General features: G+C 71.7%; 12 protein-coding genes. 3 read left to right on the top strand and 9 right to left on the bottom strand.

Features of this window, described 5'->3' with window-relative positions; all coding sequences use genetic code 11:
- Both ALMP_RS11060 and ALMP_RS11055 read right to left on the bottom strand, forming a co-directional pair.
- Positions 1 to 589, bottom strand: a 589-nt coding sequence (locus ALMP_RS11060) for a TerD family protein (RefSeq protein ID WP_264926521.1), incomplete at its 3' end; no start/stop codon positions are given.
- A gap of 120 nt (positions 590 to 709) precedes the next feature.
- The gene (locus tag ALMP_RS11055; protein WP_264926520.1) at positions 710 to 1306 is read right to left on the bottom strand and encodes a M48 family metallopeptidase; all 597 of its coding nucleotides are present in this window, start codon (positions 1304 to 1306) and stop codon (positions 710 to 712) included.
- Positions 1307 to 1545: 239 nt separating this feature from the next.
- On the opposite strand from ALMP_RS11055, the gene ALMP_RS11050 reads away from it, so the two are divergent.
- Together ALMP_RS11050 and ALMP_RS11045 are read left to right on the top strand one after the other, a co-directional pair.
- On the top strand, positions 1546 to 2784 hold the full coding sequence (locus tag ALMP_RS11050; RefSeq protein ID WP_264926518.1) for a TOMM precursor leader peptide-binding protein: 1239 nt from the start codon (positions 1546 to 1548) through the stop codon (positions 2782 to 2784).
- The gene (locus ALMP_RS11045; RefSeq protein WP_264926516.1) at positions 2777 to 4153 is read left to right on the top strand and encodes an AarF/ABC1/UbiB kinase family protein; all 1377 of its coding nucleotides are present in this window, start codon (positions 2777 to 2779) and stop codon (positions 4151 to 4153) included. Before ALMP_RS11050 ends, ALMP_RS11045 begins: the two co-directional genes overlap by 8 nt.
- 136 nt (positions 4154 to 4289) lie before the next feature.
- On the opposite strand, the gene ALMP_RS11040 is transcribed toward ALMP_RS11045, so the two are convergent.
- From ALMP_RS11040 to ALMP_RS11025, 4 genes are all read right to left on the bottom strand, one after another.
- Positions 4290 to 4613 carry a hypothetical protein gene (locus ALMP_RS11040; RefSeq protein ID WP_264926514.1) on the bottom strand — a complete coding sequence of 108 codons (324 nt, stop codon included), beginning with the start codon at positions 4611 to 4613 and terminating at the stop codon, positions 4290 to 4292.
- Entirely contained in the window at positions 4610 to 4978 is a 369-nt protein-coding gene (locus ALMP_RS11035; protein WP_264926512.1) for a WhiB family transcriptional regulator, read from the bottom strand. Before ALMP_RS11035 ends, ALMP_RS11040 begins: the two co-directional genes overlap by 4 nt.
- 174 nt (positions 4979 to 5152) lie before the next feature.
- On the bottom strand, positions 5153 to 5482 hold the full coding sequence (locus ALMP_RS11030; protein ID WP_264926523.1) for a hypothetical protein: 330 nt from the start codon (positions 5480 to 5482) through the stop codon (positions 5153 to 5155).
- Positions 5483 to 5652: 170 nt separating this feature from the next.
- Positions 5653 to 7857, bottom strand: a complete 2205-nt coding sequence (locus ALMP_RS11025; RefSeq protein ID WP_264926510.1) for an ATP-dependent DNA helicase UvrD2 — start codon at positions 7855 to 7857, stop codon at positions 5653 to 5655.
- A 181-nt stretch (positions 7858 to 8038) separates the two neighbouring features.
- Here ALMP_RS11025 and ALMP_RS11020 point away from each other — a divergent pair, with 181 nt between their 5' ends.
- Positions 8039 to 8281 carry a mycoredoxin gene (locus ALMP_RS11020; protein ID WP_264926508.1) on the top strand — a complete coding sequence of 81 codons (243 nt, stop codon included), beginning with the start codon at positions 8039 to 8041 and terminating at the stop codon, positions 8279 to 8281.
- A gap of 59 nt (positions 8282 to 8340) precedes the next feature.
- Here the strand turns inward: ALMP_RS11020 and nudC are convergent, their stop codons facing one another.
- The 3 genes from nudC to ALMP_RS11005 form a co-directional block, all read right to left on the bottom strand.
- Complete coding sequence (nudC, locus tag ALMP_RS11015; RefSeq protein ID WP_264926505.1) at positions 8341 to 9285, bottom strand: NAD(+) diphosphatase; 945 nt, start codon at positions 9283 to 9285, stop codon at positions 8341 to 8343.
- Between the two features lie 156 nt (positions 9286 to 9441).
- Positions 9442 to 10845, bottom strand: a complete 1404-nt coding sequence (locus ALMP_RS11010; protein WP_264926503.1) for a dipeptidase — start codon at positions 10843 to 10845, stop codon at positions 9442 to 9444.
- A 70-nt stretch (positions 10846 to 10915) separates the two neighbouring features.
- Positions 10916 to 11718, bottom strand: an 803-nt coding sequence (locus ALMP_RS11005) for a PD-(D/E)XK nuclease family protein (protein WP_264926501.1), incomplete at its 5' end; no start/stop codon positions are given.

The raw sequence follows: 11718 nt of genomic DNA, 5'->3' as shown, positions 1-11718 counted from the left end.
CCGGCGGGGCGAAACCGGGGGCGGCGGCGGCCTGCGGCGGCTGCGCGGCGGCGGGCTCCTCCTCGGCGACCTCGCCGCCGAAGTTCTTCAGCAGCGCCTCCAGCCCACCGTCGAAGCCCTGCCCGACGGCCGCGAAGCGCCAGACGTCCTTGAGGTAGAAGTCGCCCAGCATCACGGCCCGCTCGGTGGAGAACTCCGAGCCGTCGAACGCGTACCGGGCCACTTCCTCGCCGCCCGCGACGATACGGATGTACCCGGGGTTGATCTGCGACATCTGCCCGGCGCCGTCGATGGTCGCCGTGAAGGACAGCTTCTGGATGTTCGCCGGGATCCGGTCGAGGGTGACGCGGAACGACTCCGTGTCGCCCGCCTGGGCGCCCAGAAGCTGAATGGACTCCTCCGGGGACTTCGGCTGGTTGAAGAAGACGAAGTACCGGTCGTCGGAGAGCCGCTCGTCCGCGTCCAGACCGAAGCAGCTGATGTCGAAGGTCAGACCTGGAGCGGAGATCTGCACACCTACGTACAGATCCGTGCCCGCCGTGAGGTCACTGATCCTGGCCTTGTGGCCGCGTTGGAATTCCCTGGGCATGCGTAACGACCGTCCCCCATCCCGAGTGTGAGTGCGTCGCGCCAGGCTAACGGCAAACTCCGACACCCGACGAAGTCGGTACAGACCCGGTACACAACCCTCGCCCCACGCCCGCCCTGCTCACTCCCCGCGCGTGGTGGACAGATGCGGCAGACGGTCGGCGGCGACCACGCCCTCCAGGTAGCCGCGGGCGCGTTCGGTGCGCGGATAGGCCTCCAACAGCCGCCAGAAGTCCGGGCCGTGTCCGGGCACGAGCAGATGCGCCAGCTCATGCAGGAGCACGTAGTCGATGACGTACTCCGGCATGCCCTTCAGCCGGTGCGACAGACGGATGCTGCCCTCGGCCGGGGTGCACGAGCCCCAGCGCGTGTTCTGGTTGGTGACCCAGCGCACCGACCTGGGCCTGGCACGGCCGTCGAAGTACTGGCCCGACAGCCGCTCGGCGCGCTCCGCCAGCTCGGCGTCCCCGGGCACGCGCCTGCTCTCCTGCGCGGCCAGTTTGTCGAGCATGACGCTCACCCAGCGCCGCTCCTCGGCCTCGGACATGCGGGCGGGGATGAGCACCACCGTGCGATCGCCCTCGCGGTACGCGGAGACCGTCCGTCGTCGGCGGGCGCTCCTGCGGACCTCGATCGCGTTCGCCCGCGAACCGCCGGGCGGCTGGTTCGTCGTGCTGCGCTGTGGCGTTCCGGCACGGTGCAGGGGGTCGGCGGACACGCCCCGACGTTACCCGCTGCACCTGCGCGAAGTCCCGACTCCGGAACGGTCGGGTTTCGATCTCCCACCCCACCCGCACCCCATACGACGGATTTGTACGACGAATCCCCCCGCCTGTGGACAACTTTCCGCAGCCCCCGGCACCGCCGGGCATGCTGGCACTCGTCGGCGGAGCGAGGTCGCCCCCATGCCCCCGCTCCGCCGGCGTACGGGGAGTCTTCTGGCGGACGGGGCCTTCGATGCATCCGATGGTGAAGCCCGCGCTGCGGCGTGGCTGGCGTGACCTCAACACCGTGCAGTTCGGGATGGCACCGGCGCACGCGCTGACACTCGGCCCGGTGGACACCGCGACCGGCAGTTTCCTGGAGCTGCTGGACGGTACCCGCGGGCTCGCGCTCCTGCGTGAGGAAGGGCGCCGCATGGATCTGCCCGACGGGCATGTCGACCAGCTGGTGCAGCGGCTGGCGCGCGCGGGTCTGCTCGACGACGCCCGCGGGGGCGGCCCGGACGCCGACGCGCTGCGGGAGCGGACAGAGGTCCTGGAGCGGCTGCGCCCCGACCTCGCCTCCCTGTCGCTGACCACGTCGCAGCCGGGCGAGGCGATCGGTCACCTCGCCGCCCGGCGTCGGCTGCGGGTGCAGGTGCGGGGCGCCGGCCGGGTGGGCGCGGTGCTGGCCTCGCTGCTGTCGGGCGCGGGCGTCGGCGAGGTCGACGTGCGCGACGGCGGACAGGTGGAACCGGGGGACGTCGCGCCGGGCGGGCTGCCCGCGGAGGCGGTCGGCGAGCGGCGGGACGCGGCGGCCCGTCGCGCCGTCCGCCGGGCCGCGCCGGACCGCCCGCCCCGCAGGACCACGACGGCAGCGGCCCGGCCGGAGACTCCCGGCCACTCCTTGGTGATCATCGCCCCGCGGGACGACGTGTCCGTGCACGCGCCCACTCCCTCGGCGGCGGAGGACCTGATCGCCTCCGGCACACCGCACCTCTACGCCGGTGTCGTGGAGGCGACCGGTGTCGTCGGCCCGCTCGTCCTGCCCGGTGAGACAGGCTGTGCCGGCTGTCTGCATCAGCAGCGCACCGACCGGGACCCGACCTGGCCGCGTCTGGTCGCCCAGTGGTCCTCGGGCAGGCGGCGCCAGGCCCGCGCCTGCGACCTGACGCTGGCCACGACCGTCGCGGGACTCGCGGCCGCCCACGCGCTCACCTTCCTCGGCGGCCGGCTCCCGTCCAGCGCCGGGGCGCGCTGGGAGGTCTCGCTGCCCGCCCTCCAGTGGCACGCCCGGCCGGTGTGGGCCCACTCCGCGTGCCCGTGCGGGGCCGCGGAGAAGGGCAAGGAAGAACAGGGAGAACAAGGTATGGGGGAACACACCTCCGAGGACCCGCCGTCACGCGCGACAATGGCTGGGCAACGACATTCAAAGGAGTTGGGCCGTACGGCGGACGCGGCGCGGCTGGCTGGGACTTGGAGGGCGCATGTCTGATCTTCCCCGGAAGGCGGTCACCCGGACCGCCAAGCTCGCCGCGCTGCCGCTCGGCTTCGCCGGTAGGGCGACCTGGGGCCTGGGCAAGCGGATCGTCGGCGAGTCCGCGGAGATCGTCGGCCGCGAACTGCAACAGCGCACGGCGGAGCAGCTGTTCAAGGTCCTCGGTGAGCTCAAGGGCGGTGCGATGAAGTTCGGGCAGGCCCTGTCCGTCTTCGAGTCGGCCCTGCCCGAGGAGATCGCCGGCCCCTATCGCGCGGCCCTCACCAAACTCCAGGACGCGGCGCCCCCGATGCCGACCCGCACGGTGCGTGCCGTGCTGACGGAGCGCCTCGGCGAGGACTGGTCGGAGCTGTTCCTTGAGTTCGACGACAAGCCGGCCGCCGCGGCCTCGATCGGCCAGGTGCACCGGGCGGTGTGGCACGACGGCCGGGAGGTCGCGGTCAAGGTCCAGTACCCCGGGGCGGGCGAGGCGCTGCTGTCCGACCTGAACCAACTCAGCCGGTTCGCCCGACTGTTGGGCCCTCTCATCCCGGGCATGGACGTCAAGCCCTTGATCACCGAGCTTCGGGACCGGGTCTCCGAGGAGCTGGACTACGGCCTGGAGGCCGCGGCGCAGCAGGCCCACGCGGAGGAGTTCGCCGGCGACCCTGACGTCGTGGTGCCGGCGGTGGTCCACCAGTGCGACCAGGTGCTGATCACCGAGTGGATCGACGGCATACCCCTGTCGGAGGTGATCGCGGACGGCACCCCGGAGCAGCGGAACCGCGCCGGCCAGCTGCTGTCCCGTTTCCTCTTCTCCGGCCCGGCCCGCACCGGTCTGCTGCACGCGGACCCGCACCCCGGCAACTTCCGTCTGCTCCCGGGCGGCCCGGACGGCGAGGACGACTGGCGACTGGGGGTGCTCGACTTCGGCACCGTCGACCGGCTTTCGGGCGGCCTGCCCGGGCCGATCGGCGAGTCCCTGCGGATGACGCTCGACGGGGAGGCGGTCGCCGTCTACGAACTCCTCTGCGCCGAGGGCTTCGTGAAGGAGTCCATCGAGCTGGACCCGGAGGCGGTCCTGGACTACCTCCTGCCGATCATCGAGCCGGCCAGGGTCGAGGAGTTCACGTTCACCCGTGACTGGATACGCAGCCAAGCGGCGCGCATCGCCGACCCCCGATCCCCCGCACACCAGCTGGGCAAGCAGCTCAACCTGCCCCCGGCCTATCTCCTGATCCATCGGGTGACGCTGAGCACGATCGGCGTGCTGTGCCAGCTGGGGGCGACGGTGCGGTTGCGCGAGGAGTTGGAGCAGTGGCTCCCGGGGTTCGTGGTGGAGGACGGCCTGGACCTTGAGGCGGAGGAGTCGGTGGCGGAGGCGTAGTCGGCCGCTGCCGGGCCCTTGACAGTGCGGGGGCGGGCGCAACGCACCGCGGGGGCCGGTCCGTTCGGACGGACCGGCCCCCGCGGGGAGAGCTTCGCCTCCCGGGCCGGGAGGCCACCGCTTCAGGTGGGAAGGGTTACTGCATCACGGCCATGGCGAGCGCCCGGCGGGCGCGCATCGAGGCGCGCTCGGCCCGGCGCTGCATCCGGCGGGCGGACGCCAGGCGCACGGCCCGGCGTTCCCGCTCGGCCTCGTGCAGGCGCTCGCGCATATGCGCGCGTGCCAGGGCTTCTGGGATGAGTTGCATCTCGCGGTTCCTGTTCTGACGCGAGTCGATCGCGCCGGTGGTGGTGACGTCTTCGGTCGCGGAGCCTGCGGGCTCGCTGGTGGACGGCTTCATCGGGGCCTGCTTCTGGGGGTCGTGCGTGAGGGGGCGGTCGATCGTTCCTGCGGTGTTCATGCCGTGACCGGGTTCTTGCGCGGGCGGCCACGCGGCCGCTTCCGGGCGACGACGACGCCCTGGACGAACAGCTCGCCACCCCAGACGCCCCAGGGCTCGCGCCGCTCCTTGGCGCCGGCGAGGCAGGCCTCGATCAGCGGGCAGGTGCGGCAGAGGGACTTGGCGTACTCGACGTCCGCCGGCGACTCGGCGAAGAAGACCTCCGGGTCGTAGGAGCGGCAGGGGACGGGTACGCCCAGGTTCTCGATGGCGTCGTCGAGCGCGGTGAGCGCGGTGAGCGGGGTCAAGGTGGGGTCCTCCGTGGGGCCGGGCGGGGGGATCGTTTCGGAAGGCGGTACGGACGGGGCGTGCGCTTCGAGTTGCACGGTTCGTCTTCCTCGTCTGGTCGGTCCGGCCCTGTTGGGCCGGTGGCGGCTGGTACCGGGTCTTTTGTTGTCCCGAGGCCCCTTCGCTCCGTCATCCTTGTTGGAGGACAAACAGAAGGGCCGCGGATCCCGGATGGGGTTCCGCGGCCCTGAAGGCGCCGGCCTGATCGGCGATCAGGCTGGATCACTCCAGGGTTCTGGCCCACGGAAGGCCCACATCAGGTGGTGCTGCGTCGTCTGCTTCCGGAATCCGGCACCGGCTGCCGTAAAGGCATAGGCCTGCGCCTGCGCCGCTACTGCTTCCAGTGCCTTGGTCGGTCGCTCATTGCGCTCGCGGACGGGAAGGCCCGCGGGGGCAAGGGAGGAGGACGCCGGCAGATCGGCACGGATGCCGGACAGACCGGTGCCCAGGTTCGAGGCGCCGAGCATGCACGTGGAGACGATCGAGCGATCGGTCAGTTTGGCGGTGCGGGTGAGGCTGGTGGAGCTGGTGTTGGTGATGATCACTGGAATCGCCTCCTCTCGGCGTCTCGGGGGACCGGGGGTGAACCCAGTCCGACGGATATGTAAGTACAGCACGGAATCAGGGCCTTCGAGAAGGCCTCTGTTCTCGTGCCTAAGAACCTATGGGGATTGCTGGGGCATGCGCAAACTATTTTTTCGACGAGTTGGGATCAGTCGTTCTCGTCGTCTCCTCCCAGGTCCTGGCCTGCACATATGGCCAGGATGTCGGTTCCGTAGCGGTTGAGCTTGCGCATGCCGACGCCCGGGATCCGCGCGAGCTCGCCCGCCTCCTCGGGGACGGTCTCGGCGATCGCCATCAGCGTCTTGTCGGTGAAGACGCAGAACGCGGGCTGTCCGTTGCGTCGCGCCTGGAGCGCGCGCCAGGACCGCAGTCGCTCGTAGAGCCCTTCGTCCATGTCGGAGGGGCAGTCCTCGCAGCGCATCAGCTTCATCTCGCCGGCGTCGGTCAGGGTGCGCCCGCAGACCCGGCAGCGGGCGGGGACCCGCTGGGTGCGGCGCGGCGCGGCGGACACGCCGGACGTGGTGCGTCCGAAGCCGCGCTCCACACCGCCCGAGGCGCCCGCGCCGCCGCGTGCGGCGGTGGCGCCGGAGCCGGGGCGCAGGCCGTCGAGGAAGCGGCTGGGGCGGCGGTTCGGGCGGCCGCCGGGCGAGCGGCAGAGCGCCCAGGAGACGTGGAGGCGTTCCCGCGCCCGGGTGACGCCGACGTAGAGGAGGCGGCGCTCCTCCTCGATCTGTTCATCGGTCTTGGCGTAGGTGATCGGCATCATGCCTTCGGCCACGCCGACGAGGAAGACGACGTCCCACTCCAGGCCCTTGGCGGAGTGCAGGGAGGCGAGGGTGACGCCCTGCACGGTCGGTGCGTGCTGCGCGTTGGCCCGTTCGTCGAGTTCGCTGACCAGGTCGGCGAGGGTCGCGCCGGGGCGGGCGGCGGAGAAGTCGTGGGCCAGGTTGACCAGGGCGGCGAGGGATTCCCAGCGTTCTCTCACGGCGCCGGAGCCGGCCGGTGGCTGGGGGGTCCAGCCCTCGCCGGACAGGACGGCCCGCACCTGGGAGGGCAGGTCGACGGCGTCTTCCAGCAGGGTGTCGTTGCCGCCGAAGCGGGCGGCGCCGCGCAGTGCGATGCCGGCCTTGCGGACCTCGGGACGGTCGAAGAACCGCTCGGCTCCGCGCAGCTGGTAGGGGATGCCGGCGTCGGCCAGGGCCTGTTCGTAGGTCTCGGACTGGGCGTTGGTGCGGAAGAGGATCGCGATCTCGGCGGCCGGGACGCCGGCGTCGAGGAGCTCTCGGATGCGGTGGGCCGCGCCCTCCGCCTCGGCGGGTTCGTCGGTGTACTCGGTGTAGACGGGTTCGGGGCCGGGGGCGCGCTGGGAGACCAGTTCCAGGCGGTGGTCGGCGGCGCGGCCGCGGGCCTGGGCGAGCAGGCCGTTGGCGAGGTGGACGACCTGGGGGGTGGAGCGGTAGTCGCGGACCAGTTTCACGACCGTGGCCCGGGGGTGGCGGGTGCGGAAGTCGAGGAGGTGGTCTGGGGTGGCTCCGGTGAAGGAGTAGATGGTCTGGCTCGCGTCGCCGACCACGCACAGGTCGTCGCGGTCGCCGAGCCACAGTTCCAGCAGCCGTTGCTGGAGGGGGCTGACGTCCTGGTATTCGTCGACGACGAAGTGCTGGTACTGGGCGCGGACCTGTTCGGCGATGTCGTGTCGGTCCTGGAGGACGGCGACGGTCAGCAGCAGGACGTCCTCGAAGTCGATGACGGCGCGCTCGCGCTTGAGGTCTTCGTAGGCGGCGTAGAGCTGGGCGATCTCGGCGGGGTGGCGGGGTGCTTCGCGGCCCGCTTTCGCGGCGGCGAGGGGGTAGTCGGCGGGGACGGTCTGGGTGACCTTGCACCATTCGATTTCCGCGGTCGCGTCGCGCAGCTCGCCTCGGTCGAGGCGGATCCGGCAGGCGGCGGCGGCGTCGGCGACGAGTTGGATCTTGCGGTCGACGATCCGGGGCAGGGAGCCACCGATCGCTTTCGGCCAGAAGTACTGAAGCTGGCGCAGGGCGGCTGAGTGGAAGGTGCGGGCCTGCACGCCGTGTGCGCCGAGCTGGCGCAGTCGGCCGCGCATCTCTCCGGCGGCGCGGTTGGTGAAGGTGACGGCGAGCACGCTGGAGGGTTGCAGGATGCCGGCGCGGACGCCGTAGGCGATGCGGTGGGTGATCGCCCGGGTCTTGCCGGTGCCGGCTCCGGCGAGGACGCACACCGGGCCGTGCAGGGCGGTGGCCACCTCGCGCTGCTCGGGGTCGAGCCCTTCGAGCACCGCGTCGGCCGAGTCCGGTACCTGCGGGAAGAGGGTGGAGTGCGTTGCTGCTGTCACACAGCCATGCTGCCAGGTCGCCGGAGACGGCCGAGTCGGTTGTCCACAGGCGGGCCCTGCGGTCGTATTAATGCGGCGGGGGTCACGTCGGTCCGTGCGGGTGGGTCGGGAATGGTGGGCCGGTCGCGTGCGTTCCTCAGCTGGACGACCTTCACCGAGCTGCCAGAGGAGCGCGAGCGACATGCAGGGCACTGTGACGATGTACAGCACCACGTGGTGTGGCTACTGCCGTCGGCTGAAGAGCCAGATGGACCGCGAGGGCATCGCGTACACCGAGATCAACATCGAGCAGGACCCGGAGTCGGCCGCGTTCGTGGAGAAGGCGAATGGCGGAAACCAGACGGTCCCGACGGTGCTCTTCGCGGACGGCTCGACGCTGACGAATCCGTCGCTGGCGCAGGTGAAGCAGAAGATCAGCGTCTGACCCCGTGATCGACGAGGGGGTGGTCGTCCCGGTGCGGGACGGCCACCCCCTCGTCGTTGTCAGAGGAAGCTGCGGGTCGGCAGGGGCTTGCCGTACCACAGTTCGATGAGGCGGGCCGCGATCGAGATGCCGTACGGCGGGAGCACCTCGCCGGAGTCGAAGGCGGCGCCCAGCTCGTCGCGGGAGAACCAGCGGGCCTCGTGGATCTCGTCGCCGTCGACGTCGATGTCGGTGCTGGTGGCGCGGGCCATGAAGCCGAGCATGAGGCTGGAGGGGAACGGCCAGGGCTGGCTGGCGACGTACTCGACCTGGCCGACGGAGATGCCGGCTTCCTCGTGGACCTCGCGGCGCACCGCCTGCTCGATGGATTCGCCGGGCTCGACGAAGCCGGCGAGTGTGGAGAAGCGGCCCTCGGGCCAGTGGACCTGGCGGCCGAGGAGGATGCGGTCCTCCTCGTCGGTGACGGCCATGATCACGGCCGGGTCGGTGCGCGGGTAGTGTTCGGCGCCGCAGGCGGGGCAGCGGCGGATGTGGCCGGCTGCCGCGATGACGGTGCGCTCGCCGCAACGGGAGCAGAAACGGTGGGTGCGCTGCCAGTTCTCCAGGCCGACCGCGTGGACCATGAGGCCGGCGTCGCGCGGTGACAGCAGCAGGCCTGCCTCGCGCAAGCCGGCCGGGCGGGCGGACTGGTCGATACGGCCGGGCAGGGCGTCCTTCTGGAGGGCGAAGTAGCTGACGCCGTCCGTGTCGGTGCCCAGGAAGTAGCGGTGTGCCTCGGTGAGGGGCGCTTCGAACGAGGGGGTCATGACGAGTTCGGTCCGGCCGTCGGGTGTCTCGTCGATGAGGACCTGGCCGCCGGAGACGACGAAGCAACGCGTCGTGGGGTGACTCCACGCGGCGGCGAGCCAGGCCTCGTCGAGCCGGTGGTGGGCGGCTCGGTCGATGCCGCTCGGTGCGGTGAGCGAGATCGGCCGGTCGGCGTTCTGGTCGGTCCAGGTGGTCACGGGTGCTTCCAACTCCCCCGGTGGAACGGTTGTTTCGGCGGGCGGTTCAGCGGGACGTACAGCAGGGGGCGACCGGGTGCGGGGCGGTGTCGCGGGGCGGGGCGGTCTTTCCAGTGTGCCCCGCACGCGATGTCGCTCCGGACCGGGCGGGAGTGGTCAGGGCGCATGGCGCCAGGTCTCGGCGAGGTCGCCCCAGAGGTACGCGGTGGTCTCGACGCCTTTGAGGAGCAGGTCGAGCTCGACCTTCTCGTTGGGGGCGTGCCAGCCGTCGGAGGGGACGGAGATGCCCAGGAAGAGCACGGGGGCGTCGAGGACCTCCTGGAGGTCCGCGGCCGGTCCGGAGCCGCCTTCACGGGTGTAGCGGACGGGTCCTTCGAAGGCGCGGCCCATGGCGCGCACGACGGACTGCAGGGCGGGGTGGTCCAGTGGGGTGAGGCAGGGGCGGGTGGCCGGGCTGAACGTGATCTCGTACCGGATGCCCGCGGGGATCTGTTCGTCGGCCCAGGCGCGGACGGCCTTCTCCACGTGGTCGGGGTCCTGGCCCGCGACGAGCCGGAACGACAGCTTCACGAAGGCCGAGGACGGGACGATCGTCTTGCTGCCGGGGCCCTGGTATCCGCCGCCGATGCCGTTGACCTCGGCGGTGGGGCGGGCCCAGATGCGCTCCAGGGTGCTGTGCCCCGCTTCGCCGTGGGTGGCGTGGGACTTCGCGGTGCGCAGCCACTGATCCTCGTCGAAGGGCAGCTCGGCGAAGAGTACGCGCTCCCGGTCGGTGAGTTCGACGATGCCGTCGTAGAAGCCGGGGATCGCCACGCGTGCGTGCTCGTCGTGCAGGGCGGCGACGAGGCGGGCGGCCGCGGTGGCCGGGTTGGGCACGGCGCCGCCGAAGGAGCCGGAGTGGATGTCCTGGTCGGGGCCGGACAGCCGGATCTCGCATTCGGCGAGGCCGCGCATGCCGGTGCACACGGTGGGGGTGTCCTCGGACCACATGCCGGTGTCGGAGACGATCACGGCGTCGGCGGCGAGCCGCTCGGCGTGTTCCTCGACGAGGGCGCGGAAGTGCGGGGAGCTGGATTCCTCCTCGCCCTCGATCAGCAGCTTGAGGTTGACGGCCGGGGTGGCGCGGCCGGTGGCGGCGAGGTGGGCGCGGACGCCGAGGGTGTGGAAGAAGACCTGGCCCTTGTCGTCGGCCGCCCCGCGGGCGTAGAGGCGGTTGCCGCGCACGACGGGTTCGAAGGGGTCGCTGTCCCAGCCGTCCTCGCGGGCGGCGGGCTGCACGTCGTGGTGGCCGTAGACCAGGACGGTGGGGGCCCCGGGGTCGCCGGAGGGCCACTCGGCGTAGACGGCGGGCGCGCCGGGGGTCTGCCAGACCTCGGCGGTGGGGAAGCCGGTCTCCTTGAGCTTCGCGGCGAGCCAGTCGGCGCTGCGCTGTACATCGGGCGCGTGGTCGGGCTGGGCCGACACCGACGGGATGCGCAGCCACTCGGCGAGGTCGTCGAGGAAGGCGGCGCGATGGCGCTCGATGTACGTGCGGACGGCGCTGTCCGGGGTCTGGCTCATGGTCACGAGCCTATCCGCCCGCGCCGACATCCTGGCCGGGCGGTTGCGCAGGGTTTACCTGCGTGACACGTCACATGTCGTCGGTGGTGGCGGCCTCCTCGTGCGTCAACAAGCGTTCCAGTGCGGCGCGGTCCGGCAGGTTCTCGGGCCGTACGACGTCGCCGGTGCGCACGTAGAGGAACGCCGCTGTGACGGATTCCACGGGGATGCCCTGCTGCTCGGCCCAGGCCAGCCGGTACAGCGCGAGCTGGAGCGGGTCGGCGGTGCGGTCCCGGTTGGTCTTCCAGTCGACGATCTCGTACGTGGTTCTCTCGCCGTCGTCGTTCCTGTAGACGGCGTCGATGCGGCCCCGTACGACGCGGCCGGCGAGGGTGAGCTGGAAGGGGGCCTCGACGCGGTGGGGGGTGCGGTGGGCGTATTCCGTGCGCTGGAAGGCCTCCTTGAGGGCCTCTAGGTCGCGTTCGTCGGCGATCTCCGCGTCCTGGCCGGGCAGCTCGTCCGGTTCCAGCAGGGGGAGCGTCAACTCTTCGAAGCGGGTTTCCACCCAGGCGTGGAAGCGCGTGCCCCGGCGCGCGGCAGGCTGAGGGGGGCGTGGCATGGGGCGTGCGAGCTCCTGGGCGAATCCGTCGGGGTCGGCGGCCAGGCGCAGCAGTTGTGAGGCGGTCAGGGTCGTCGGCAGGGGGACGTCCGTGACGCTCTGCCGGGTGCGCAGGAGTTCTCCGGTGAGGGCGTCGAGGTCGCGGTCCCAGGAGGCGATGGCGCGGGCTTCCTCGGGGGTGAGGGAAGGATGCCGGGGCTCGGGCGCCGTGGCCTGGTGGGGGACGGTGGGGCGGGGGGCGGCCGGCTGGTCCCGGTCGGCGGGGGGGTCGTCGT

This window comes from Streptomyces sp. A012304, assembly GCF_026008495.1.
Classification (GTDB): Bacteria; Actinomycetota; Actinomycetes; order Streptomycetales; family Streptomycetaceae; genus Streptomyces.
Note: the sequence above shows the minus strand (reverse complement) of the source record. Positions and strands in the feature narration are given on the sequence as shown.